This window comes from Streptomyces olivochromogenes, assembly GCF_001514115.1.
GTDB lineage: Bacteria > Actinomycetota > Actinomycetes > Streptomycetales > Streptomycetaceae > Streptomyces > Streptomyces olivochromogenes.
This window is the reverse complement of the sequence record NZ_KQ948456.1, coordinates 462,403-485,188: the sequence shown is the minus strand read 5'-3', so window position 1 is coordinate 485,188 and position 22,786 is coordinate 462,403. Positions and strand designations below refer to the sequence as shown.

Here is a 22,786-nt window from a genome sequence, read left to right as displayed (position 1 = left end):
CTCAGCTCCCCGTCGGACGGACGAGCGCGGCGGCCGTGCGCAGCAGGATGCAGATGTCCTGCCACAGCGACCAGTTGTCGATGTACGCGTTGTCGAACCGGCAGCGGTCCTCGATGGAGGTGTCGCCGCGCAGACCGTGGATCTGGGCCAGTCCCGTGATGCCGGTCCGCATCCGGTGGCGGGCCGCGTAGCCGGGGTAGGTCTGGCTGAACTTGCCGACGAAGTAGGGGCGTTCGGGGCGGGGGCCGACCAGGCTCATGTCGCCCCTCAGGACGTTCCAGAGCTGGAGCAGTTCGTCGAGCGAGAAGCGGCGCAGGAAGTGGCAGAAGCGGCCCATCTCCCGCTCGTCCGCGACGCTCCAGCGGGTCGCGGCCTCGTGTGCGTCGACCGGGCGGTGGGTGCGGAACTTCAGCAGGGTGAAGGGTCGCCCGTCCTTGCCGATGCGCTCCTGCCGGAAGACCACGCCAGGCCCGTCGCTCAGCCGCAGCGCCGCCGCGCACATCAGCAGCAGCGGGCTGACCAGCAGGAGCAGCGTCCCGGAGACGACGATGTCGAGGAGTCGTTTGGCGAGGTTCCCGTGGCGCCGTGAGACGTCGATCCGTTCGCAGGAGAACCCGGCGAGCCGGCTGCTCCCGGCCTTGTGCGAGGGGGAGTCCGCCGTGTGCGACGGGGAGTCCGCGTCGAGCTGCCACAGCGTGCAGCCCGCCTCGGCCAACGCGCGTAGCAGGGGGCCGTGTTCGCGGCGCGGTTCCACGACGAGCACGGCGCGCACGCTGTTCTGGATGAGGGCCCGCTGCACTTCCTCGCCGGTGGTCAGTACCGGCAGCCCGTCGGACCCGGCCGCCTGGTCGGCGACGACGCCCACCGGCCGCAGCCCGTAGCGAGGGTGGCGCATTAACGCCGCGGCCACCCGTCGGCCGGTCGCCGCGGGGCCGATCACCAGCGCGGCGCTCGGGCGCAGGACCAGGGCCCTGCGCAGCCACCAGTACACGGCGGCGCGGCCCGCGCAGCTCACCGCCGACTGGAGCACACAGCCCGCCGCCAGCGTGCGCGCGGACAGCGCGGTGTCCGGGACGAGCGCCGCCACCAGGGCCGCGAGCGCGCACCATGTCACCGCGATCCGTGCGCAGACGACCGGCAGTTCGTCCAGCACGGCGGGCACCGGCGCGGGGCGGTACAGCCCCGCGTGCGCGCTCAGCGTGAGGACGGCGAGCACCATCGCGGCGACCAGCGGCGCGTGCGGCCGGACCTCGGTGAGCGCCAGACCGGCGAGCAGCGCGGCGCCGCCGTCCGCGAGGAGCAGCGGCAGCGGCGCGCCGCGCGAGACGGAGTGCCGCGCGAGGTGCCGTACGAAGTGGCGCGCGGAGGGCGGCCGTTGTCCGGCCGGGAATCTGAAGCCCTCGTCGGCCCCGCGCGGCGGAATGACCGAGACGGGCGAGAATCCGTACTCCCGGGGCTGTCCGCCGGGGGAGGGAACGGTGCTTTCCGCAGTCACGTGTGGCTGGACTCCCTGTACTCGGTGTGTTCCCCGCACGCGGTGTGCGCGCCGGACGCCGGGGCGAGCAGCTCGCGGTACACCTCCGCGACCGCGGCGGTGGCGCGCCGTACGTCGTGTGCGGCCAGTACGTGGCGGCGCCCCTGGTGCCCGAGTGACGCGCGCAGCGGCGGGTCGGCGAGCAGGGCGCGGATCGCCCGGGCCAGTGGGCCCGGTGCCCGCGCGGGGACCAGACAGCGGGTGTCGAGGCCAGGCGGCAGACTTTCCCGGGCGCCGTCCACGTCCGTCAGCACGACCGGACGCCCGCAGGCCATGGCCTCCAGCGGGGCCAGCGCCATGCCCTCCCAGCGGGACGGCAGCACCACCAGATCGGCGGCCTGGTACCAGGGCAGGGCGTCGTGGGCCGCCCCGGCGAACAGGACTCCCTCGGGCGCCGCTGCCCGTAGGCGCCCGGCGTCCGGCCCGTCGCCGACCAGCACGAGCCTGGCGCCCGGCACCTGCCGGACCACCGTCCGCCAGGCCTCCAGCAGGACGTCCTGGCCCTTCTGCGGGCACAGCCGCCCGACGCAGACGACCAGTGGAGCCGCCGGATCGCCACCGGCGCGGGCGAGCAGGGGGATTGCGGCCCGTACGGTCGCCACGGCCGCCGGGTGGAAGTGCTCGGTGTCGATGCCGTTGGGGATCACGGCCCAGCGGGCCCTGATACCGGCGCGCACGCCGGTCGCGCGCTCCGCTTCACTCACACACACCACCCGGGACGCCCAACGCGCCCCCCACCGCTCCCACTTCAGTGCGAGGCCCGCCATGACCCCGTCGACCGCCTCGAAGGACCAGGCGTGCGGCTGGAACACGGTCGGCACCCGGCCGCGCACGGCGAGCCGTCCGGCGAGCCCCGCCTTGGCACTGTGCGCGTGCACCACATCGGGCCGCGCCCGCGCGAGGACCGGGGCGAGCCGTCGCACCTCCTGTGCCAGTCGCGGACCCGGGCCGCGCGTCGCCGCCCAGTGCCATACGTCGCTGCCCAGGGCCCGCAGCGTGTGCGCGAGGTCGCTGTCCCGCGGGCAGGCCACCGTGACGTGCGCTCCGTCGGCGAGCTGAGCCTTCACCAGGTCGGTGAGCACACGGGCGACTCCGCCGTCGACCGGCTGGGTGAGGTGCAGGACCCGTGGGGGGTCGGTCGATGGCAGGTGCATGCGCGGGTTCCTCGCTAACGGGCTGCGCTCACGGGCGCGCGTCACTGCTGCGCGTCGACGGCGGCGAGCAGCGCTCCGACCCAGGCCGCGTCCCGCTGCGAAACGAGCCGGACGCCCAACTGGTCACCCCCGCCTCGGATTTCGCTGCCGAGGACGGGGCCGAAGCCGAGGCCGGGGCCGAGGACGTCGGAGTCGCGGCCGGGAGTGTTCGAGTGGGCGGGCGCGCGTTCGATCAACGGGGTCAGGTGCCGCGGCGGCTCCGTCCGCTTCTCGTACGCCGTCGCGCGGCGCGGCAGCGGGCCCGGGGAATGACGCATGACCGGCGTTGCCCTTTCGGGAGAAAAGGTTCGGGACCTGCGGACGGACGGAAATCTGCGGATCTGATTCCGGCGTCTGATGCCAAGCAGCCTCAGGAGGTGGCCGACTCTAGTCGCTATCCGTATTTATTCGGAGAAACCTCACAAGTGTGTCGGAATAGTGAAGTCCGGTGGTCGCGGGATCACTCCTTTGGAGGCACAACCCGCGCGTGTGCCGCGCGTTGATTCCAGCGCCGGGCATCCCGCCCGGATGTTGGACAACTCCAAGGAGCACTTCTCCATGTCGCGTATCGCGAAGGGCCTGGCCCTGACCTCCGTTGCCGCCGCCGCCATGGCGGGCACCGCCGGCATCGCCGCCGCCGACAGCGACGCACACGGCGCGGCCGCCCACTCCCCGGGCGTCCTGTCGGGCAACGTCGTGCACGCTCCGATCCACATCCCCGTCAACCTCTGCGGGAACACCGTCGACGTGGTCGGCCTGCTGAACCCCGCGTTCGGCGACCAGTGCGCCAGCGACTGACGTCAGACCGGGCCCTTCCGCCGGCCGTCCTCCCTCACGGGAGGGCGGCCGGTCCGCATCTGCCCCGAATGACGGGAGGGCGCCCTCGAATGGGGGACGGCGGCCCCGAATGGGGGGACGGCGGCCCCGAATGGAGGGAAGGGGCGCCAAGGGCCCGGCATGGCTTCCCACCAGCGACGACGGTGGTGGTGGAGGGCCCAGGTCGTTACACGGGGCGTTCGGTCGGTTGCAGGCGGCGACCGGTACTTCCACGGTGGGCATCAAGATCCGACGCACCATCGAAGGGAACATCCATGCGTGCTCTGCCCGCACGGCGCCTGGCGTCCTCCGTCCTCTGTGCCTCGCTCCTGCTCGGGATATCCGGGCCTGTCGCGCTGGCAGCCGACCGCGACTCGGCGCGTGGTCACACCCATGCGGCGGCACCCGTCCCTGGCGCGGACGCGTTGCTGGCCCAGGTGAAGTCGCTGGGCGGCATCGCCGGCATCCTCGCCCCGGTCACCGATCTCCTCGACGCCGCGCTCAAGGCGGACGACGGCCAGCTCTCCGCCGACCAGGCGGCGAAGCTCGCCCAGGTCGTGAAGGACGCGATCGCCAAGGCCGCGGCGGCCGCTCCGGTCACCCCGCCGGCCACGACGACGCCCGCACTGCCCACTCTGCCGACGCTGCCCGCCGTACCCACGCTGCCCTCGGTGAAGAAGGGCGCCGAGGCGCAGGACGACAGCGCGGTCGCCAGGGACCAGGACAACAAGGCGCCGCGCGACAAGGGTTCGCGCGCCTCGACCGCGCGGGACCTCGCGGGCGACGCGCTCACCGCCCTCCAGAAGGCGGTCGACACGCTCGTCGCGGCGGTCACCTCGGGCGACGCCACCAAGGTGGTGCCCGCGGCCACGGCCGTGCTGACGGGCCTCGTCAACTTCGTCGTCGCGGTGGTCCTCGGTGGCGGCCTGCCCGCGGCGAACCTGCCCGGTCTGCCGCCGCTTCCCGCGCTGCCGACTCCCGCCTTGCCGACGCCCGCGCTGCCGACCCCTGCCCTGCCGACGCCCGCGCTGCCGACTCCCGCCCTGCCGAGCCTGCCGGCGGTCTGACCCCCGAGTCGCCATTCCGCCGTCGTGCCGACCCCAGCGGTCGGCACGACGGCTGTTTTGCATGGGTGCACGGCGGCTGTTTTGTATGTGTGTATGTGCGCAGGAAATTTCTGCACACAGGGTTTCCGCCGCGCCCGGGGCTCGTTAGCCAGGACAAAGCGAAATTTCTCTCTGGTGACACGAGTTGCCGAAGAAAGGAACACGATGAAGTCCCTGAAGGCTGCCGCTGTCGTTGCGGGGTCCATGGTCATCGCCAGTGCCGCCGCGCCCGCCTTCGCCGCCCAGGCCTCCGACCTCACGCCCACCAGCCTCAACGGCGCCCTGGAGACCCTCACCAGCCAGCGCTCGCTCAACCTGGAGGACCTGCAGCCCCTGCGGCACCAGTCGGACGCGCTGGACACCGAGAACAAGAACTCGGTACTCAACACCGTGAATGGCGCGACGAAGGCGCTCAACTCGGCCGGTGGCCCCGCAAAGCTTCTCGGCGGACTTCCCCTCCAGAAATGAACGTTCGCTGTGGAGCCCCGTTCCCTTTCATCGCGTGTCTTTCCGGGAGACGGCCGGACGCATCCCTAGGCTGAATCGCACCGCCAAGGAAAGGACGGACGATGAACACCGCCAAGAAGGTCGCACTGCTTTTCGCCACCGTCGGAATGGCCGCGGGTGCCGCGGCGGGCAGCGCCGTCGCCGACACCGGTGCCCAGGGCGCGGCGGCTCACTCCCCCGGTGTCGCCTCCGGCAACGTCATTCAGGTACCCGTGGATGTTCCGGTGAACGTCTGCGGCCTCGGCGTCAACGTGATCGGTGCGCTGAACCCGGCGCTCGGGAACAAGTGCGCCGACCAGTGACGCCGTACGCGGGCTGAGCCGGAAGCGACGCCGTACACGGGCTGAAAGGGCCGATTCCGCACCGTGCGGAGTCGGCCCTTCGCATTGTTCGAGGACATCCCTCGTTCGTGTGGTCACCCGCCCGGTTTTCGCCCGTCCGGGTGACAAAGGGGCGGGGCCTTTCGGGTGCGTCGATAGGGTTCCGCGGTGACCTCATCCTCAAGCCAAACGCGCCCTTTCCGGGTCGCCGATCTCGGCACGCTCGCCGTCGTGGCGTTCAGTGGTGAAGCCCCCGACGGAGACATGCCCTACCTCCTTGCCTACTCCCTGGGCGACGGCGAAGGCGGCCCGGAGGCCTCCAAGGTCGCCATCGAGCAACTGCTGCGCGACAACGGTCTGCCCGTCGGTGACACGCTCCTCGACGGGGCCAGTCAGCCCAGCCTGCCGCTCACCCTCCTCGTCGAGGCGGGCCAGGCCGTCGTCACCATGCCGTACCTCAACGCCCAGTGCCTCGTGCCGCCCGAGTGGCTCGTGGCGGTCGGCGAGCGCGGCTACGCCTACTTCCTGTTCGCCACCCGCGCCTGGCCCGGCGCCGAGCCCGGCAAGCCCGTCGCGCCGGAGAACCTGGCCGCCTTCGCGGGTGACGAGGGGACTCTGCTCAGCGCGGCGCACGTGCTCCTGCCCGCGCGCAGTCTGCGCGGCTGATGACACGGACCGCGGGCGGCAGCCGGGCGCTCGCCGTGCTGCTGGTGATCACCGGTGCGGCCGGTCTGCTCGCCGCGTGGGTCATCACGATCGACAAGTTCAAGCTGCTGGAGAACCCGAACTTCGTGCCGGGATGCAGCCTGAACCCGGTCGTCTCCTGCGGCAACATCATGAAGAGCGACCAGGCCTCGGCCTTCGGGTTCCCCAACCCGATGCTCGGTCTCGTCGCGTACGGCATCGTGATCTGTGTCGGTATGAGCCTGCTGGCGGGCGCCGGATTTCCGGGCTGGTACTGGCTGACCTTCAACGCCGGCACGCTCTTCGGCGTCGGATTCTGCACCTGGCTGCAGTTCCAGTCGCTGTACCGGATCAACTCGCTGTGCCTGTGGTGCTGTCTTGCCTGGGTCGCCACGATCATCATGTTCTGGTACGTGACGTCATTCAACGTACGAAATGAATTCCTGCCCGCGCCCGGTTGGCTGAAGAGATTCCTCGGTGAGTTCACCTGGGTTCTGCCGATCCTGCACATCGGGATCATCGGAATGCTGATTCTGACCCGATGGTGGGATTTTTGGACGAGCTGATTAATTGGTCGGGCTGAATATTCTGACGAGCTGACCATTGGGCCCGTCGGGGGAATCTTGAACTGAATTCGTTCTCAGGATCGTTACCCGGTACGGACGCAGCCCCCCGAATCCTGAAAGGGACCGTACCTGAGATGAAGCCGACCACTCGAGGAACCTTTGCCGCCGTCGTCACGGGCGTCGCGGCAGTGATGGGTGCTGCCGCCGCGACCCCGGCCGTCGCAGCCGAAACGGTCCCCGTCGCCGTGCCTCTGGACGGTGTGGAGCGTGCCCTCAACCTGCAGACGCCCAAGATCGCAGGGGAGTTGCCGGTGCCCATGCCGGGCGGACCCGCGGGTCCCCGGCATGTCGAGGGACGGATGCTTCCGGAGCGGGTCGTTCCGCAGTTGCCGGTCGGCGCCGGACTGCCGGGGGCGGACCTCCGGGCGCCCCTTCCGCACCTCCTCGGGCACGGTTTCGAGCATCTCGGGGTCGACGCGCCCGCGTCCGCTCTGTCCACGCTGACGCCCGGGCTGTCCGTGGACGCCCCGCTCACCGCGCCGAACCCCGACCACTTCGGTCTGCCGGGCGTGAAGGCCCCTCAGGCCGCCGTCCTCGGACCCCTCCTGAAGACGGTGCCGGCGGCGAACGTGGGCATGGGGGCGGGGGCGTGACCCACGGCGGGGGCGCGACCGCCGCCGCCCCCGCCGCCGCGCAGTCGTCCCCGCTGCCACCCCTTCCCCGCCTTCACCCCGTCACTTTCACCGTCACCGAACCCGTTCGAGGAGAGAACATGTTCGTCAGCAGAGTGTCGAGCGGAGTTCCGGTGACCCGGCGGGGCGTGCTGCACGGCCTGCTGGTGTCGGCCGCCGCCGTGGCGCTGGCCCCGGTCGTCGCGGCCTCGCTGCCCGCGCGGCCACCCCGCCCCGAGGACCGCACGTTCGACGAGATGTACCACGGCCGCCACCTCCTCGGCGCGAAGACCGGCAACAGTGGCCGGGCGGGAGCGGAAGGCGGCCAGTGGCAGGTCACCGTGGACGGCCGGCCGCTGCACCTGATGCGCCGCGCGGACGGCAGCTACCTGAGCATGCTGGACCACTACCAGTCCTACCCGACCGCGCTCGCGGCCGCGCGCGCGGCCGTCGACGAACTGGGCCCCTCGGAGCACCTGCGCGACACGGAAGCGAAGGGGAGCCCCCACCATGGCGTACACGCGTAAGGACGTCAGCACACTGACGGCCGCGGAGCGGCGCCGCTTCGTCACCGCGATGCTGGAGGTCAAACGCCGGGGCGAGTACGACGAGTTCGTGCGGATGCACATCCAGTACTACGTCGCGGACGGCGACAGCGGACTGCGCGCGGCCCACATGGCGCCCTCCTTCCTACCCTGGCACCGGCAGTTCCTGCTCGAACTGGAACGGGCGCTGCGCCGCGTGGACTCCGGGGTGAGCGTGCCGTACTGGGACTGGACGCGGGACCGGACGCCGACCTCCGCCCCCTGGACCAAGGACCTGCTCGGCGGCAACGGGCGGCGCTCCGACCGACAGGTCACGACCGGGCCCTTCGCCTACGCCAACGGGAAGTGGACCATCACGGAGGGGGTGACCGACGGCGAGTACCTCACCCGCGACTTCGGCCGCTCCAGCAACCCGATCGAACTGCCCACCCGCCGCGAGCTGGACTCGGCGCTCGCGGACCCCGTCTACGACACCGCCCCCTGGAACTCCACCTCCTCCAAGGGATTCCGCAACAGGCTCGAAGGCTGGGGGAGCGGGTCCGGTGCCGCGTCCTGGCACAATCACAACCGCGTGCACCGGTGGGTGGGCGGGGCCATGCTCGGCGGCGCCTCCGTCAACGACCCCGTGTTCTGGCTGCACCACGCCTTCGTGGACCTCCAGTGGTCCCGCTGGCAGCAGCGGCATCGCGGGGCCCGCTATCTGCCCGCCCGGCCGCCGGGTCCCGGAGACTCGCAGCGCGGACGGATCGTAGCGCGGCACGAGAAGATGCCGCCGTGGGGCGTGACACCGGACAAGCTGGAGGATCACAGCGGGATCTACCGGTACGCGTAGAGGTACCGGTACGCGTAGAGGTACCAGTACGCATGGAAGTTCCGGTACCCATTGAAGTTCCGGTACGCGTCGAGGTTGTGGCGAGGCCCCCGGCAGTGACCACTGCCAGGGGCCTCTCGCCTGCCTGCGCCGGCTGTCGACCTACGACCGCTGAGAGCGTGTCACTGGCCGTAACCGGAGCCGTAGCCGCCCGGGTCGGGGGTGCCGCCGTCGTGCTTGCTGACGTCGGCGCAGGCGTTGCCGAAGGCCGGGTTCAGCAGTCCGACGATGTCGACGGTGTTCCCGCACACGTTGACCGGCACGTTGACCGGGACCTGGACGAGGTTGCCCGACAGGACACCGGGCGAGCCGGCGGTGGCACCCTGAGCACCGGCGTCCGCCATGGCCAGACCGGCCCCGCTGAGCACCACGGCCCCCGTGCCGAGAGCGATACCGGCTGCCTTCGCGATGCGAGACATCACGTTCTCCTTTGACTCGGTGAGTGCGGCTGCTCGGACGCGACCGCACTCACCTTCAACGCGCCCGACCACGGCTGGTCACGGCGTTCATCGGGGGATCACTCTCTACGAACAGGGCTTTCGCCCGGCTCGAGGTGCGCCCTTGCCAGGCCCGGCCGAGAGGCTCAGCCGAGGCGGCGTACGGGGGCGCCCGCCAGGAAGGCCCGGATGTCCTCGACCGCCCCGCCGTAGTACGCCTCGTAGTTGGCCCGCGACACATAGCCGAGGTGCGGGGTGGCGAGGAGGCGCGGGGCCGAGCGCATCGGATGGTCGGCCGGGAGCGGCTCGATGTCGAACACGTCCACGCCCGCTCCGGCGATCCGGCCCTCGTGCAGCGCGGCGAGCAGCGCGTCCTGGTCGACGATCGCCGCGCGGGAGGTGTTGACGAGGTAGGCGGTCGGCTTGAGCAGGGCCAGCTCGGCGGCGCCGATCAGACCACGGGTGCGCTCACCGAGTGCGAGGTGCACGGAGACGAAGTCGCTGCTCGCGAGCAACTCCTCCTTGGAGGGGGCCAGTTCCACCCCGACCTCTTCGGCGCGCTCCTTGGTGAGGTGCCGGCTCCACGCGCAGACCCGCATCCCGAACGCGAGACCCACCTGTGCCACCCGGCCGCCGATCTTCCCCAGCCCCAGCAGGCCGAGCCGCCGACCGTGCAGATCGGCGCCCACCGTGCTCTGCCAGGGGCCGCCCGACCGCAACGCGTCGTTCTCCGCGACGAGACCCCGCGCAAGCCCCAGCAGCAGCGCCCAGGTCAGCTCCACCGGCGGCGTCGAGGCACTCGGGGTGCCGCACACGGTCACGCCCCGTGCCTCGGCGGCCGCGTAGTCGATCACCGTGTTGCGCATCCCGGAGGCGATCAGCAGCCTCAGCCGGGGCAACCGGGCCAGCAGCGACGCGGGGAAGGGCACCCGCTCCCGCAGCGTGACGACGATGTCGAAGTCCGCGAGTACGGCGGCCAGCGCGTCCTCGTCGCCGAAGTGCTCCCGGAAACCGACGACCTCCACGTCGTCCGCCACCGACGACCAGTCGGCGACCTCGGTCGCCACGCCTTGATAGTCGTCGAGCACGGCACAGCGAAGCGGCATGTCGGTTTCCTCCGGTCCTTCCTGGTTCGAACGGACCCTACCCGAGCGGCGTTTCGACGCCCCCGGGGCGTCGTCGGAGGAAGCGGCTGCTCCGGAAGCCGCGACGGCCGTTCGCCCGCCATGGCAGTATCTGGGCTTCATGAGTGCGTCCCCAGAGGTACGGAGCCTGCGCGCGGCGGTGTTCGCCGTGCTGTGCGTGCTGCTGGCCGCCGGGGGGCACGGGCTCGCCACCGGTCAGGCGCCGCCGCTGTGGGCGGACGGCGCCGGGCTCCTCGCCGTCTTCTCGGCCGGCTGGCTGCTGGGCGGACGCGAACGCTCGCTTGTCGGGATCGGCGGCGGGATGCTGGCCGCCCAGGCCGGGCTGCACCTCGCCTTCGAGGCGGCCGGCCCGCGGATGGCGATGGACATGCACGGCGCGTACATGGCGAACCCACCAGGGCACGCCATGACACCGCACGCCACCGCCGCCCATGTGGTGGCCGCCCTCGTCGCGACCTGGTGGCTGCGGCGCGGTGAAGCCGCGTTCTGGTCCCTGTTGCGGCGGGCCGCGGCGCTCGTACCGGGGCTCGCCGCCTGGTGGCGGGTGCGCGCGGGGTGGTCCGCCGTACCGACCCGGCCGGCCGTCGGACGCCGGACCGCGCCGGAACCCCGGCCGCTTCGGCAACTGCTGCTGCGCCACGCGGTGTCCCGTCGGGGACCGCCGGCAGGGCTCGCGTACACGCCCTGACCGCATCCCCACCAGTACGGAGTTCCCCTGATGTCCCCGATTCGCACCACCCTGCGCCGCGCCGGCCTCGTCGCCGCCCTCACCACCACCGGTGTCCTGGCCGCCGCGGGTGCCGCCTTCGCTCATGTGACGGTCCACCCCGAGACCTACGCCAAGGGAGCCACGGACGGTGTTCTCACCTTCCGTGTCCCCAACGAGGAGGACACCGCAAGCACCACGAAGGTGCAGGTCTTCCTGCCGACGGACCACCCGGTCCTCGGCGTGCTCGTCACCCCTCAGGAGGGCTGGACGGCGCAGGTGACGACCACGAAGCTCAAGACCCCCGTCAAGACCGACGACGGCACCATCACCGAGGCCGTCTCGGAGATCACCTGGACCGGCGGCCGGATCCGGCACGGCCAGTACCAGGACTTCAACGTCGCCTTCGGCCAGCTGCCCGACGACACCGACCAGTTGAGCTTCAAAACCCTGCAGACCTACTCGGACGGCAACGTCGTCCGCTGGATCGAGGAGGAGCAGAAGGGCGCGGAAGAGCCGGAGAATCCGGCGCCGGTGCTCACCCTGACCGCCGAAGACGCAAAGACGGGTTCCGACGGGACCTCGGACTCGGCGTCGGGCTCCGCCTCGTCGTCGAGCTCGGCGCCGGCCGTCGCGGCCGACTCGGCGTCGAGCAGTGACTCCACGGCCCGTGGCCTGGGCATCGCCGGACTGGTCGTGGGCGTCCTGGGCCTGGCCGCGGCCGGCTACGCCCTCGCGCGCGGCCGGGGTGCCCGCTCCGAGTAGGCGAGCGCCCTCTCACCGGCTTTCGTCGGCTCTCACCGGTTCTCACCGGCCGATGACCACCCGCTGAGCGGTTGCCGTCCCGCCGACCTCGTCGTCCGTCGGCGGGACGGACCCCCCACCAGCTCGCTCGTGAAAACAGCGCGTCCGACGCGAGTTGAGCCCGCTCATGAGTGGGGGGTGAGAAATTTCCGTACCCTCCCATGAAGCCTGTTGCCCGGATGCGAGGATGAGCCCGCCATGACTGCTGGGTGGTGTTCTCGCACGGTACGGGCCGCGGTGTTCGCGGTCGTCTGTGTGCTGCTCGCCGCCCTGGGGCACGTGATGATGTCCGGCGGCACGGTGCCCTGGTGGGCGTTGGGCGCCTCGGGCGCGGTGATCGGCGGCGCGGGCTGGTGTCTGGCCGGCCGGGAACGCGGACTGCCCCTGATCGTGTCCGCCGTGGTCGCGGCGCAGGCGGTACTCCACTCGGTGTTCTCGCTCGCGCAGTCGTCGGGATCCCTGGGAGTGTGGGGCGCGGCGGCCTCGGTCTTCACCGGCCACGACATGAACTCCATGCCCACGGGTCCCATGTCCATGAGTTCCATGTCCCCGAACTCCGTGCCCATGGACTCGACACGCATGGGCGCCATGGACATGGGCGCCATGGATCACCCGGGGCACGCGGCGGACGGCACCTCGTCCTCACTCGGCATGCTCGCCGCCCACCTGCTGGCCGCCCTGCTCTGCGGCCTCTGGCTCGCGCACGGAGAGCGCGCCGTCTTCCGTGTCCTGCGGGCCCTCGCCGGCCTGCTGGCGGCCCCGCTGCGGCTGCCGCTCACGCTGCCCGCGCCGGTGAGCCGCCCGCGTCCGCGCGTCCGCCGCGACCGCTCCGCCCGCGCGCCGCGCCGACTCCTTCTCGTCCACGCGATCACTTCTCGGGGTCCGCCCGCCGGGACCGCTGTCGTCTGAAGACAGCCGGTTCCCCGAGGCCGCCCCTGTGCGCCCCGGGCTTCGGCCGTACGCCCTCGTGCGGCCGGTTTCGCTCACCGGACCCTCGGGCCGCCCTCGCGCGCCCGGTCCGGATCCCGGATGACCCGAGAAGGACACCAGGTGACCACTCCTGCCCTGCCCACCTCACGTGACGCGTCGCTGACGGCCTGGGCGCTGGCCGCCCGCGCCGGTGACCCCGACGCCGTCGACCAGTTCGTGCGCGCCCTGCACCGTGACGTACGCCGCTACGTCACCTATCTGGGCGCGGACCCGCAGACCGCCGACGACCTGGCCCAGGACACCTTCCTGCGCGCCCTCGGCAGCCTGCACCGCTTCGAGGGCCGCTCCTCGGCCCGTACCTGGCTGCTGGCCATCGCGCGCCGGGCCGTGATCGACAGTTTCCGCACCGCGGCGGCCCGGCCCCGGCTGGCCGACTCCGACGACTGGCAGCTCGCCGCCGAACGCGCCCAGCCGCGCGGCCTGCCGGGCTTCGACGACGGCATCGCGCTCGACGAACTGCTGGCCGAACTGCCCGAGGAGCGCCGCGAGGCCTTCGTGCTGACCCAGCTCCTCGGACTGCCGTACGCGGAGGCGGCCCTGGTGAGCGACTGCCCCATAGGCACGGTCCGCTCACGCGTGGCCCGTGCCCGCAGTGCCCTGATCGCCTCGCTGTCCGACGCCGAACGCTGTGGAGTGTCCGAGCGGCGCGAGCTGGTCGCCGCGATGGCCTGACGGGCGCGGCCGGAAAGGGGCGCGGCCCCGGTCGCCTGGGGGCGGGCCGGGGCCGCGGCGCACGGAGTCACCGTGCTGCGGTCACTCACTGTTGAGTTGCCAAGGTGCGGTGCCGCAAGGCTCAGTTCTGCGCCGGTGCCTTCTTCTTGCGGAGGAGGAACACCGCCGCGCCGCCGATCAGGACCAGGGCGACGGCGATGCCCGCGATGATCGGGGTCGCGCCGGAGCCACCGGTCTCGGCGAGGTTGGTGTCCCCGGTGGAGTCGGCGCTCGCCAGGGCCGGGCTCGGCTCACCGACGGTCTGGGTCGTGATGTCGCTCGCGCTGCCCTGTGTCTTGCAGTCGAGCATGCCGGTGAAGTGCTTCTCGAAACCGTTCGGACCCGTGAGCGTGAAGTCGTACGCCTGGTCCTCCTGCAGCGGGACCGTCACCGTCAGGGACTTGCCCGCGGCGACGGTGTGCTCGGCCCCCATCAGCTCGAAGGTGAACGGCGCGTCGCCCGTGACGGTCGCCGTGACGTCCACGCCGCCCTTGGCGCAGTTCGTCGTGGCGGACAGCGCCGGTATCGCGCCCACCTTGGCCCAGTTCGCGGTCGCCGTCGCCGAGACCGTCGACTCGCTGGAGCCCGCGAGGATCTGTGCCTGGCTGCGGGTCCCCGAGGCGAACGCCCGGCCGACCGGCACGGTCGTCGACGCCTGCACGGTCAGCGCCGCCGAACCGTTCGTGGCGTCCTTCGGCACGTCGAAGTAGAGCCGGCTGCCGTTCGCCGCCGAGGTGATCGCCTTGCCGTCCTTGCCGACGACCTTCACCCCGCTGGCGGCGGCGTCCGCGGGCGGCGTCACCGTCACGCTGTCCGCGTCGGTGTGCACCGTGATCGGGCCGAGCCTCTCGCCGGCGTGACCGGAGACCGCGGGCGGGTCGAGGGTCAGCGAGGCCTTGGGCTCCGCCACGTTCCGCGCGTTCTTCTGCAGGTAGTCGGCGAGCTTCTCCGCCCGCGGGTCCACCGCGTCCACGTCGGCGCCGTCCGAGTACCGCCAGATGGCCACCTGGGTGCCGGCCGCCGCGTCCTGCTCGGTGAGGCCGTGCGCACCGGCCATGTCGGCCAGCGCCGCGAGGTCGTTCACCTGTGGGTAGGAGTGCTGCAGGATCCAGCGGATCTTGCCGGCGTCCTTGTTGCCGTTCAGCGAGGTGCCGCTCCAGGAGGTCTCCTGGTACTGGGCGTCCCGCTGGGTCGGGTTGTGGAGGTCGATGCAGTACGTCTGCAGCATGCCGCCACCGTCGACGGACATCTCGAACAGACCGGCGGACACCTGCTGGTCCACGCCGTTGTCGTGGACCACCGCGGCCCCGTACGTCTTCAGACCGCCGATGGTCGCGGTCGCGCCGCCCTGTCTCTGCGGGGCATCGTCGGCGGCGGCCGCACCGGCGGTGGCCAGCGCCCCCACGGCGACGAGCCCCGACACCAACGTCGCGGCGGCGAGGCGAGCGGCCCCTCGCCTGCGCGCGGACCACGCAGAGAACGAAGAAAACACAGAATTCCCCTTCGAGCAGGACCCGTTGACATGGGGGGACGGTCCCGCCAGCAGAATCAGAAGCCCCGTGAGCTATGCCCGGCATCCTAAGGACGTGGGCGCACCGCACTTCCCGGTCCTGCCGTCGGATAACCGATCCGAATCGGAATCGTTATCGGTCGGCGAGCCTGTGAGCTGCGCTTATCGACAAATTAATGGGGACTCTCCGGAACGGATTTGTCGATAAGCCGCAGTTCGGTCAGGTCGCCCGGCCAGGGCGATTCCGCGCCTGACGTCAGGTCACTCCGGCGGGTTCCGGCTGCTGTTGGGAGGCGTCCAGGGAACGACTCTCCGGCTCCGTCTCCCAGTTGGGCTCGGGCCGGGGGGACGCGGTCGTGTCCCCTTCCTTGTTCGGGCGCCGGAAGGCCGAGGTGCCGCGCGAGAGGTCGTGACCGATGGCCACCGCGTCGATGTCCGCCGACGTCCAGCTCTGTCCTTCGCGTACCTCCGTACGCACCTTCAACCGGCCCTGCACGATGACGGGATCGCCCACCGACAGCGATGCCCCCACGTTGGTGGCGAGCGCGCGGTTCGCCCACACGGTGAAGAAATTGGTGTGCCCGTCCGTCCAGGCGTTCTTCTCGCGGTCCCAGTACCGCGCCGTCACCGCGAGGCGGAACCTCGCCGACGCGCCGTTCGCCAACTCTCGGTACACCGGCTGCGTCGCCACGTTCCCCACCGCGCACACCATCGTCTCGTTCATGCCCGACCCCTCTCCCGTACGAATGCGTCTGTCGCGGCGAGCGCATGCGCTGCGTTGGCCTGTGTTGCGTTCGCATGGTCCGCGTTCACACGCTCTGCGTTCGCATGCGCTGCGATCGCCGCGAGTTCAGACTGCCTTCGTCGGGCCGGGCCCGCTGAGCCCTGTGTGCTACCGGCCGGTTGTGGACAACCGCGTCACCCGAAGGGGTGGATGCGCTTCGGCCCGTGGAGTGTCACCTCGTCATCCGACCGGCGCCGACGCCCCCGTGACCCGCCCGTACTGCTCCCGTACCTCCCGGTACCGCAGCAACTCCGCCGCCACCGGATCGAGTACCCGCGCCCTCCCGCACCCGGCGGCCGCCTCGCGCAGTCGCCGTTCCGCTTCGAGTCCGTACCGCCTGGCCGGTCCGCGCGCCGCCATCCTGCTGCCCCACTCGACGGCCGGGCCGCCGATGATGCCCGCCAGCATCAGCAGCACCGGCACCCCGAGGTTCGGCGCCATGAACCCGATGATCTGCCCCAGCAGCCACAGCCCGCCGATGATCTGAAGAATCGTCATCGAGGCCTGCGCGAGCACGGCGGCGGGCCACCAGCCGGGCCGCGGTGGCCGCCCCGCCGGAGTCGTGGCGCGCGTCGCCATCTCGTCCAGCGCCTCCGGCAGCCCCTGCGCACCGCGCACGGCCGCCTCGCGCACCGCCTGCGCCCAGGGCGCGGGCAGCCCCCGGGCCGCCCGGTCCGCCACCGTACGCACCGCCTGTTCGACGCGCTGCCGGGCCGTGGCCTCCTCGTCCGCGGGTTCCCGTACCGACAGTCGGCCCGTCGTCGAGTCCCCCCGGTCCTGGACCCAACGCCACAGTCGCAGCCAGGGGGTGCCGCACGCGCGGTTGGCGTTGCGGCGCCACGCGCGCTCGGCCGCCTGACCGGCCGCCGTGGCGCCCACCGCGTCCGCGAGCCGGTCCGCGAACTCGTCGCGCGCCTCCTCGCTGAGCCCCGTGCGCCGCCCGGTCGAGTAGACGGGACGCAGTCGCATGGCGGCCGCGTCGAGATCGGCCGAAATTCGACGGGCGGCGGCGCCACGCTCGGCCAGGAACTGGCCGAGAGACTCGCGCAGCTCGCCGATGCCGTCCCCGGTGAGCGCGGACAGCGCCATCACGGTCGCGCCCGGTTCGCCGTACTCGCCCAGCGCGATCCCGTCGTCGTCGAGCAGTCGTCGCAGATCGTCGAGGACCAGGTCGGCGGCCTCGCCGGGCAGCCGGTCCACCTGGTTGAGGACCACGAAGGTGACCTCCGCATGTCCCGCCATGGGCCGCAGATACCGCTCGTGGAGCATGGCGTCCGCGTACTTCTCGGGGTCGACGACCCAGATGACCGCGTCGACGAGCGCCAGGATGCGGTCCACCTGTTGGCGGTGCTGGACGGCTGCGGAGTCGTGGTCGGGCAGGTCCACCAGGACGAGGCCGCGCAGTTGCGCCTCCGCCTCCGGGCTCTGCAGTGGACGTCTGCGCAGCCGTCCAGGGATGCCGAGCCGGTCGATGAGGGTCGCCGCGCCGTCGCTCCAGCTGCACGCGATGGGCGCCGCGGTGGTGGGCCTGCGCATGCCCGTCTCCGAAATGGCCACCCCGGCGAGCGCGTTGAAGAGCTGCGACTTGCCGCTGCCGGTGGCTCCGGCGATGGCGACCACGGTGTGCTCACCGGACAGCTTGCGGCGCGCCGCCGCCTCGTCGAGGACCCGGCTCGCCTCGGCGAGGGTCCCGCTGTCCAGCCGGGTGCGCGACAGCCCCACCAGCTCGCGGAGCGCGTCCAGGCGCGACCTCAGGGGTCCGTCGTACGCGAGCGGGAGCGGCGGCGCCTGTACGGCGGTCTTGGTCTCCAGGGCCAGGGACGGGGCCTGTGCCTCCTGGCCGGTGGTCGTCTCGGACACGCGGCGGGCGATCAGCCCGTCGTCCCAGGCGGTCTCCGACTCGGCACGGGCGCAGGCGTCGTCGGTCTTCACACGTGTGTGCCCGGTGTCGTCCTTCACGCGTGTGTGCGCGCCGACATGCGCGGCATCGAAGGTGACCTTCTGGGCCCGCTCGGCGTCCTCCGCCTCTGTCTCCGCCTCCGCCGCCGCTTCTGTTTCCGCTTCTGCCTCGGCCTCGGCTTCCCCCTCAGGCTGCGCCTTCGTCACGGACTCCATGGGAGCCTCCGTCGCGGCCTCCCCGGCGGCGGGCTCGCCGTCCGCGGCTTCCGTGGCGAAGGCCTCCGGGGAGTCGGCCTCGGAACGAGAGCCTTCAGGGGAACGAGAGCCTTCAGGGCGTCCGTTTTCGGAACTTCCCTGGCCGGACGTGCCGTCTTCGGGGGAATCGTCTCCGGTGTGGTCGGCGTGATCCGTGTGGTCTGTGACGGCAGTCACCGCGGTCACCTCTCCTTCTGCAGTACGGACAGCGCGGCGATGAGTTCGGCCTGGGACTCTGGGTGTACGTCGAGGGCGTCGAGCGGCGCGAGACGGCGCTCGCGCTCGGTGTGCAGGGCCCTGTCGAGGTACTCGGCAAGGAGGCGCCCGCCCCTCTCGCGCAGCCGCAGGGCGCCGTGCGCGCCGAGCCGCTCGGCGAGCCCCTCGCCCGCGTTGCGTGCCCTGTGGCCGCCCAGGAGCGCGGTGGCCACCAGCGCGGCGACGACCTCGGCGTCCGATGCCACGCTCTTGTCGAGGCGGCCGACTTCGTCCTCGGCGTACTCCTCCAGGACCCGCCGCCAACGCCGTACGGACATTCCGATCCGGTGCTCGGCGCTCTCCAGCGTCGGATCACGGTCCGTCAGCCCCGGTGCACCCGAGGCCGGTTCGCGCCGCCAGGCGTCGTCCACGCGCTCGTCGGCGGCCGTGACGGCGCACAGCAGGAGTGCGGCCAGGCTCTCGACGAGCGAGTCGAGCAGTTCACCCGCGGTGCAGTCGAGCGGGTAGGCGCGCCACCGCTTGAGCGCGTCCCCGGAGAGCACGGCACCGGTTTGCAGACGCCCCTTCACGCGCGTGTGCTCGCTGTCGTACGCCCCGTCGACGGCGGCGGTGAGCCGCAGCGCGGCCGCGTACTGTGCGGCGGCCGCACCGGCGAGCTCAGGCATCCGGGCCTTGAGCGAGTCGAGGACTCCTTGGGCCGTACGGGCCATCGCCGCGTGTCGGGATCCGTGGTCCTGCGTCTGGTGGACGAGCCACGTGCGCAGCGGCGCGACGGCCGTGGCGGGCAGCAGGCCGCCGCCCCACGCGGACTCGGGCAGTTCCGGCACGGTGAAGCGGGGCACCTCGCCGAGCCCCGCCTTGGTGAGCAGGGCGCCGTACTGCCGCGAGACCTCGGACACCACCTGGTGGGGCACCCGGTCGAGAACGGTCACCAGAGTCGCCTTGTGCTCCTTGGCGGTACGCAGCAGATGCCACGGCACGGCGTCGGCGTACCGCGCGGCCGTGGTCACCATGACCCAGATGTCGGCAGCGCAGATCAGTTCGGCGGCGAGTACGCGGTTGTCGGCGACCAGGGAGTCGATGTCGGGCGCGTCGAGCAGGGCGAGGCCCCGGGGGAGTGTGTCGGCGGTTTCGATACGTAGTACCCGTTCCCCGCGCTCCATGAGGGCCTGGAGGTCGTCGCCGGGTTCCTGGTGGGGCACCCACACGCGCGTGAGGTCGGGCAGCACCCGCATTCCACTGAACCAGTGATGGTCCTCCGGGTGGCACACCAGTACCGGCGTCCGGGTCGTCGGCCGCAAGACGCCGGCCTCACTGACCCGGCGTCCGACGAGGGAGTTGACGAGAGTGGACTTCCCCGCCCCCGTCGACCCGCCGATCACGGCGAGAAGTGGTGCTTCGGGTTCCCTCAACCGGGGCACCAAATAGTCGTCTAGTTGTGCGAGCAGTTCGTCGCGGTTGGCACGCGCGCGTGGAGCCCCCGCCAGGGGCAGCGGGAAGCGTGCGGCGGCGACACGGTCGCGCAGGGCGGAGAGTGCGTCGAGCAGCTGAGGCCGTACGTCCAAGGTCACCACATGCGAAGAATGCCCAATTTTGGAGGCTTTCTGAAGCATATGACTATGTCTGCGCGCCGACAGGACACACGGGGCGGAAGGGACGACTGGGGCGCAGGCATAACGAGTGCACAACACCCGATGCGCGAGACGCCAAAAGCGGTGCACGATTCGTACCTGCCTGCGATTATCAGGACCGCTTCACTGAACCTCCACATTGAGCCACGGAGGCGAAGCACCAGGGACAAGGACCCGGGAGCCCTATCCTTGTCCCCGGCAAGGTCACGGATCGGCCCACACCCGGGCACCACGAAACCGGCCACCACACCTGGCCCCCGTAGCTCAGTGGATAGAGCAGGCGCCTTCTAAGCGCTTGGCCGCAGGTTCGAGTCCTGCCGGGGGCGCCACTGAGAGCCCTCCCATTGGGAGGGCTTTTTTGCTGGTCAGGGCGGGTTCCACTCGACACGAGGAAGCCCCGGGCGCTCCCTCAAGGATCAAGGAAAAACTCCGGGGCTGTCCGGCTTTCACCGGGTTTTCGCGGGCGGCCGTTGTCGAATACGTCTCGAAGTTCTCGGCGCGAAACCTCAGCCTGGGGCGGGCGGCTCGGGGAGGTCCCCCGCGGCTTCGAGGCGTCGTTTCAGGTCAGGCAGCCGCCCCTCGACGGACCGGGCGTAGGTGGCCAGCATCGGCACGCTGTTCCCGGCGCATTGGGCCACCTGGGTGGGCGGGATCCCGGCGTTGAGCCATTTGGTCAGGCGCGTGGGCCGGTTGTCGTACACCCGCCTCCCCGTGGGTGACTCGAAGACGTGCGGGGGCCGGACGGCCTTGGGCGCGTTGCGCCATGCCTGACGGATGACCGAACGTCCGAGTCAGCAAGGCCGATCGCTGAGCCTCAGCCCGTCGTCGTCTCTTCCTTCGAAGGTGCGCGGCGAGGTGTCGCACCGTCCAAATGAACCGCCACACTGGTGTAGAAGCGGTTCACCGCGTCGTCGACGCTGCGGATGAAGCCTGACTCCGCGTTCCCGCGGCTGCTTCCCATGCTCTTGAGGAGGGACAGTCGGAAGCCGACGATCTGGGTGGCGGTCTCTTTGGGCAGCATGTCGGCCGGCTCGGGGCGGAGGCGTTCGAGCGTGCCCCGTGGGCCGCCCGTTTCCCCTTCGACGAGGGTTTCGATGTGAAGATCCGCCGGTGCCTCGGCCAGGCGCCGGACGAGTCGCTTCGCCCACGACAGGGGGTAGCCCTGCTCGGGCGCCGGGATCTCGATGGACGTGCGGAGCTTGCCCGTACGCAGGTCTGTGCTGATCGCCAGGACCCCGGGCGTTCCCTCGATGCGCAGCTCCGATTGAAGTCTCCCGTCGAGACAGAGCTGATCTGCGAGGCGGGCGCGGAGTGCTTTCGGATCGGTTCCGCGCTTGGCGCGTTGGACAGGCAGTACTTTCTGCCCCAGTTCGCCGCCCAGACGTAGGCAGACCTGGCGGATGAGGCGCTCCCAGCTCTCGACGACCTCCAGCGCGCGCGGGTCTCCCTGGCACAGGGTTTCGTCGTCGATCCCGTTGCGTACCGGCACCCAGGCCGGTCCCATGTTCTGGAAGCCGTGGCAGCCGGAGTTCTCGTGCTGCAAGTAATGCAGCAGTTCCTGGAGGAGCCAGGCGTGCGCCGCATTGCCGACGCCCTCGTGCCTGATCAACATCTGCGCTTGATGGGCGACTTCCGCCCATGACAGGTGCCAAAGGGCAACTTTGTGTTTGCGCCTCCCGTCGATCTTGACCTCGACGAGCGGACTGCCCTCCAACGCAACGTCGTTCGACAGGGTGATCACGGCCTCGTAGCCACGGCGCGCGGCGATGTCCATGTACGCCTGTACCTGATCGGCCTTGAGCGCGCTGCCGTTGGTCTTCGTCTCGACGAGTGCCGTCCACAACTTGCCGGCCCGTTCGACTCGGATCACTCCATCGGGGCGGCGCGGGGTGTCGCCGTGCGGCAGGGTGACCTCTGTGAAGGTCTCCATCCGACCGGCCGGCGCTCCGAACGCGGCGGTGAGTCGCCTGCCGAATTCAGGCACCTGGGCCATCACGGACAGCAGTACCGAGGTCGCACGCGTTTCACGCTCCCGGTCGCTCTTGAGCGCCGACGCGGGGAAGAGTCTTGCGTCCTTCCACGACTCGTTCTCCGCCAGCGTCTTCTTGGCGGCCTTGGGTAGGGTGACCTTCTTCTTGGCCGTACGGGGTCGCGCGGCCGACTTCCTCGGCTGGGACTCGCCTTCGGGGTGACGGGGGGAGGGGACCGCCCCCAGCGTCTCTTGCGGCTTCGGTTCGTCGGCCCACGCCGTTGCCGTCACGTCCGTCTGATCGTCGCCGGCGGCCCCGTCCAGCGTCTCCTCGGCCGTCGCGTCGTCGATGTCGACCCCGAAGTCCGTGGCCAGACCGGCGAGGCCCGCATCGTAGCCCTGGCCGACGGCGCGGAACTTCCACTCTTCCGCACGCCTGTACAACTCGCCGAAGATGATCGCGCTCACCGAATCGGCGTCGTCGATGGCGAAGCGGAGGAGTTCCTCACCGCCGCCGTCCGCCAACGCCAGCTTCACGCCTTCCAGTTCTCCGAAGCGAGCGCCCTCGTAACGGCTGGCAGCCAGGACGATGCGATCGACTTCGGAGGACACCGCGGTCAGGTCGAAGCTGATCCGGTCCTCGTTGCCGTCCGCCGTCGGTGTCTTGCCCAGAAGCTGCACGCTCCCGTCTGCGGCCACCGGGTTGTTGTAGAAGTAGAAGTCGGCGTCGCTGCGGACCTTGCCGTTCACGTCCAGCAACAGGACGGACACATCGGCATCCCCTTCGCCGGTCGAGCTCCCCCAGCCCAGACTGACGATCACCGAATCGATGTTCTCGCTCAAAGCTGCGAGAGATACATTCGACCCCTTGCTCATTTCATGCATAGAACCCCCCAAAACGATGCAACTTGGGCGT

Annotated in this window: 23 protein-coding genes, 1 tRNA gene and 1 pseudogene; 14 read left to right on the top strand and 11 right to left on the bottom strand. The window is 71.1% G+C overall.

The features are described 5' to 3' along the window. Position 1: 1 nt before the first annotated feature. Genes AQJ27_RS19865 through AQJ27_RS19855 form a run of 3 tightly spaced genes read right to left on the bottom strand, consistent with a single transcriptional unit; the run spans position 2 to position 3,005 of the window. Entirely contained in the window at positions 2 to 1,495 is a 1,494-nt protein-coding gene (locus tag AQJ27_RS19865) for a sugar transferase (RefSeq protein WP_067370417.1), read from the bottom strand. After that, positions 1,492 to 2,688: a glycosyltransferase gene (locus AQJ27_RS19860; protein ID WP_067370414.1), complete on the bottom strand. Its 1,197-nt coding sequence runs from the start codon at positions 2,686 to 2,688 to the stop codon at positions 1,492 to 1,494. Before AQJ27_RS19860 ends, AQJ27_RS19865 begins: the two co-directional genes overlap by 4 nt. 41 nt (positions 2,689 to 2,729) lie before the next feature. Beyond that, on the bottom strand, positions 2,730 to 3,005 hold the full coding sequence (locus AQJ27_RS19855) for a hypothetical protein (protein ID WP_067370412.1): 276 nt from the start codon (positions 3,003 to 3,005) through the stop codon (positions 2,730 to 2,732). A gap of 280 nt (positions 3,006 to 3,285) precedes the next feature. On the opposite strand from AQJ27_RS19855, the gene AQJ27_RS19850 reads away from it, so the two are divergent. From AQJ27_RS19850 to AQJ27_RS19810, 9 genes are all read left to right on the top strand, one after another. Then, positions 3,286 to 3,525: a chaplin gene (locus AQJ27_RS19850; RefSeq protein WP_067370659.1), complete on the top strand. Its 240-nt coding sequence runs from the start codon at positions 3,286 to 3,288 to the stop codon at positions 3,523 to 3,525. Positions 3,526 to 3,818: 293 nt separating this feature from the next. After that, the gene (locus AQJ27_RS19845) at positions 3,819 to 4,610 is read left to right on the top strand and encodes a hypothetical protein (RefSeq protein WP_067370409.1); all 792 of its coding nucleotides are present in this window, start codon (positions 3,819 to 3,821) and stop codon (positions 4,608 to 4,610) included. Positions 4,611 to 4,814: 204 nt separating this feature from the next. Next, complete coding sequence (locus AQJ27_RS19840) at positions 4,815 to 5,117, top strand: hypothetical protein (protein WP_067370406.1); 303 nt, start codon at positions 4,815 to 4,817, stop codon at positions 5,115 to 5,117. Between the two features lie 101 nt (positions 5,118 to 5,218). Next, positions 5,219 to 5,458 (top strand): chaplin, encoded by a 240-nt coding sequence (locus AQJ27_RS19835; RefSeq protein ID WP_067370403.1) that lies wholly within the window; start codon positions 5,219 to 5,221, stop codon positions 5,456 to 5,458. A gap of 186 nt (positions 5,459 to 5,644) precedes the next feature. Continuing rightward, a complete protein-coding gene (locus AQJ27_RS19830; RefSeq protein WP_067370400.1) occupies positions 5,645 to 6,142 on the top strand; it encodes a DUF5949 family protein in 498 nt (165 codons plus the stop codon). Then, positions 6,142 to 6,726: a vitamin K epoxide reductase family protein gene (locus AQJ27_RS19825; RefSeq protein WP_067370397.1), complete on the top strand. Its 585-nt coding sequence runs from the start codon at positions 6,142 to 6,144 to the stop codon at positions 6,724 to 6,726. The genes AQJ27_RS19830 and AQJ27_RS19825 overlap by 1 nt, the downstream gene beginning before the upstream one ends. A gap of 134 nt (positions 6,727 to 6,860) precedes the next feature. Then, a complete protein-coding gene (locus AQJ27_RS19820; protein WP_067370394.1) occupies positions 6,861 to 7,379 on the top strand; it encodes a hypothetical protein in 519 nt (172 codons plus the stop codon). Positions 7,380 to 7,498: 119 nt separating this feature from the next. Further along, positions 7,499 to 7,924: a tyrosinase family oxidase copper chaperone gene (locus tag AQJ27_RS19815; RefSeq protein ID WP_067370391.1), complete on the top strand. Its 426-nt coding sequence runs from the start codon at positions 7,499 to 7,501 to the stop codon at positions 7,922 to 7,924. Then, positions 7,908 to 8,774, top strand: a complete 867-nt coding sequence (locus AQJ27_RS19810) for a tyrosinase family protein (RefSeq protein ID WP_067370389.1) — start codon at positions 7,908 to 7,910, stop codon at positions 8,772 to 8,774. Before AQJ27_RS19815 ends, AQJ27_RS19810 begins: the two co-directional genes overlap by 17 nt. 161 nt (positions 8,775 to 8,935) lie before the next feature. Here AQJ27_RS19810 and AQJ27_RS19805 read toward each other — a convergent pair whose 3' ends face one another. Both AQJ27_RS19805 and AQJ27_RS19800 read right to left on the bottom strand, forming a co-directional pair. Then, on the bottom strand, positions 8,936 to 9,232 hold the full coding sequence (locus AQJ27_RS19805; protein ID WP_067370386.1) for a chaplin: 297 nt from the start codon (positions 9,230 to 9,232) through the stop codon (positions 8,936 to 8,938). 236 nt (positions 9,233 to 9,468) lie between these two features. Next, a pseudogene (locus tag AQJ27_RS19800) lies at positions 9,469 to 10,356 on the bottom strand (D-2-hydroxyacid dehydrogenase family protein); the annotation flags it as partial. Positions 10,357 to 10,495: 139 nt separating this feature from the next. Here AQJ27_RS19800 and AQJ27_RS19795 point away from each other — a divergent pair. The 4 genes from AQJ27_RS19795 to AQJ27_RS19780 all read left to right on the top strand — a co-directional run bounded on the left by AQJ27_RS19795 (position 10,496) and on the right by AQJ27_RS19780 (position 13,567). After that, complete coding sequence (locus tag AQJ27_RS19795) at positions 10,496 to 11,083, top strand: hypothetical protein (protein WP_067370657.1); 588 nt, start codon at positions 10,496 to 10,498, stop codon at positions 11,081 to 11,083. A 30-nt stretch (positions 11,084 to 11,113) separates the two neighbouring features. Beyond that, the gene (locus AQJ27_RS19790; protein WP_067370380.1) at positions 11,114 to 11,866 is read left to right on the top strand and encodes a YcnI family copper-binding membrane protein; all 753 of its coding nucleotides are present in this window, start codon (positions 11,114 to 11,116) and stop codon (positions 11,864 to 11,866) included. Between the two features lie 237 nt (positions 11,867 to 12,103). Beyond that, positions 12,104 to 12,814, top strand: coding sequence for a hypothetical protein (locus AQJ27_RS19785; RefSeq protein ID WP_079065091.1), 711 nt, complete (start codon positions 12,104 to 12,106; stop codon positions 12,812 to 12,814). A gap of 120 nt (positions 12,815 to 12,934) precedes the next feature. Then, positions 12,935 to 13,567 (top strand): sigma-70 family RNA polymerase sigma factor, encoded by a 633-nt coding sequence (locus AQJ27_RS19780; RefSeq protein ID WP_067370374.1) that lies wholly within the window; start codon positions 12,935 to 12,937, stop codon positions 13,565 to 13,567. A gap of 121 nt (positions 13,568 to 13,688) precedes the next feature. Here AQJ27_RS19780 and AQJ27_RS19775 read toward each other — a convergent pair whose 3' ends face one another. From AQJ27_RS19775 to AQJ27_RS19760, 4 genes are all read right to left on the bottom strand, one after another. Continuing rightward, a complete protein-coding gene (locus AQJ27_RS19775; RefSeq protein WP_067370371.1) occupies positions 13,689 to 15,098 on the bottom strand; it encodes a Cys-Gln thioester bond-forming surface protein in 1,410 nt (469 codons plus the stop codon). Between the two features lie 274 nt (positions 15,099 to 15,372). Continuing rightward, positions 15,373 to 15,840, bottom strand: coding sequence for a single-stranded DNA-binding protein (locus AQJ27_RS19770; RefSeq protein ID WP_067370368.1), 468 nt, complete (start codon positions 15,838 to 15,840; stop codon positions 15,373 to 15,375). Between the two features lie 240 nt (positions 15,841 to 16,080). Beyond that, positions 16,081 to 18,015 carry a YfjP family GTPase gene (locus AQJ27_RS19765; protein WP_425275215.1) on the bottom strand — a complete coding sequence of 645 codons (1,935 nt, stop codon included), beginning with the start codon at positions 18,013 to 18,015 and terminating at the stop codon, positions 16,081 to 16,083. Positions 18,016 to 18,236: 221 nt separating this feature from the next. Next, the gene (locus tag AQJ27_RS19760; RefSeq protein WP_067370366.1) at positions 18,237 to 19,844 is read right to left on the bottom strand and encodes a dynamin family protein; all 1,608 of its coding nucleotides are present in this window, start codon (positions 19,842 to 19,844) and stop codon (positions 18,237 to 18,239) included. Positions 19,845 to 20,154: 310 nt separating this feature from the next. Here AQJ27_RS19760 and AQJ27_RS19755 point away from each other — a divergent pair. Beyond that, positions 20,155 to 20,230 (top strand) — tRNA-Arg (locus AQJ27_RS19755). 177 nt (positions 20,231 to 20,407) lie between these two features. On the opposite strand, the gene AQJ27_RS57915 is transcribed toward AQJ27_RS19755, so the two are convergent. Both AQJ27_RS57915 and AQJ27_RS19745 read right to left on the bottom strand, forming a co-directional pair. Further along, positions 20,408 to 20,602 (bottom strand): hypothetical protein, encoded by a 195-nt coding sequence (locus AQJ27_RS57915; protein ID WP_235613483.1) that lies wholly within the window; start codon positions 20,600 to 20,602, stop codon positions 20,408 to 20,410. A gap of 113 nt (positions 20,603 to 20,715) precedes the next feature. Then, the gene (locus AQJ27_RS19745) at positions 20,716 to 22,755 is read right to left on the bottom strand and encodes a TerD family protein (protein ID WP_067370363.1); all 2,040 of its coding nucleotides are present in this window, start codon (positions 22,753 to 22,755) and stop codon (positions 20,716 to 20,718) included. Positions 22,756 to 22,786: the final 31 nt, after the last annotated feature.

Bases quoted from the DNA above. Each gene is read 5' to 3' on its own strand.
- AQJ27_RS19860 (WP_067370414.1), bottom strand. From the start codon at position 2,688: ATGCACCTGCCATCGACCGACCCCCCACGGGTCCTGCACCTCACCCAG.
- AQJ27_RS19855 (WP_067370412.1), bottom strand. From the start codon at position 3,005: ATGCGTCATTCCCCGGGCCCGCTGCCGCGCCGCGCGACGGCGTACGAG.
- AQJ27_RS19850 (WP_067370659.1), top strand. From the start codon at position 3,286: ATGTCGCGTATCGCGAAGGGCCTGGCCCTGACCTCCGTTGCCGCCGCC.
- AQJ27_RS19845 (WP_067370409.1), top strand. From the start codon at position 3,819: ATGCGTGCTCTGCCCGCACGGCGCCTGGCGTCCTCCGTCCTCTGTGCC.
- AQJ27_RS19840 (WP_067370406.1), top strand. From the start codon at position 4,815: ATGAAGTCCCTGAAGGCTGCCGCTGTCGTTGCGGGGTCCATGGTCATC.
- AQJ27_RS19835 (WP_067370403.1), top strand. From the start codon at position 5,219: ATGAACACCGCCAAGAAGGTCGCACTGCTTTTCGCCACCGTCGGAATG.
- AQJ27_RS19825 (WP_067370397.1), top strand. From the start codon at position 6,142: ATGACACGGACCGCGGGCGGCAGCCGGGCGCTCGCCGTGCTGCTGGTG.
- AQJ27_RS19820 (WP_067370394.1), top strand. From the start codon at position 6,861: ATGAAGCCGACCACTCGAGGAACCTTTGCCGCCGTCGTCACGGGCGTC.
- AQJ27_RS19815 (WP_067370391.1), top strand. From the start codon at position 7,499: ATGTTCGTCAGCAGAGTGTCGAGCGGAGTTCCGGTGACCCGGCGGGGC.
- AQJ27_RS19810 (WP_067370389.1), top strand. From the start codon at position 7,908: ATGGCGTACACGCGTAAGGACGTCAGCACACTGACGGCCGCGGAGCGG.
- AQJ27_RS19805 (WP_067370386.1), bottom strand. From the start codon at position 9,232: ATGTCTCGCATCGCGAAGGCAGCCGGTATCGCTCTCGGCACGGGGGCC.
- AQJ27_RS19795 (WP_067370657.1), top strand. From the start codon at position 10,496: ATGAGTGCGTCCCCAGAGGTACGGAGCCTGCGCGCGGCGGTGTTCGCC.
- AQJ27_RS19790 (WP_067370380.1), top strand. From the start codon at position 11,114: ATGTCCCCGATTCGCACCACCCTGCGCCGCGCCGGCCTCGTCGCCGCC.
- AQJ27_RS19785 (WP_079065091.1), top strand. From the start codon at position 12,104: ATGACTGCTGGGTGGTGTTCTCGCACGGTACGGGCCGCGGTGTTCGCG.
- AQJ27_RS19780 (WP_067370374.1), top strand. From the start codon at position 12,935: ATGACCCGAGAAGGACACCAGGTGACCACTCCTGCCCTGCCCACCTCA.
- AQJ27_RS19770 (WP_067370368.1), bottom strand. From the start codon at position 15,840: ATGAACGAGACGATGGTGTGCGCGGTGGGGAACGTGGCGACGCAGCCG.
- AQJ27_RS19765 (WP_425275215.1), bottom strand. From the start codon at position 18,015: ATGGAGTCCGTGACGAAGGCGCAGCCTGAGGGGGAAGCCGAGGCCGAG.
- AQJ27_RS19745 (WP_067370363.1), bottom strand. From the start codon at position 22,755: ATGCATGAAATGAGCAAGGGGTCGAATGTATCTCTCGCAGCTTTGAGC.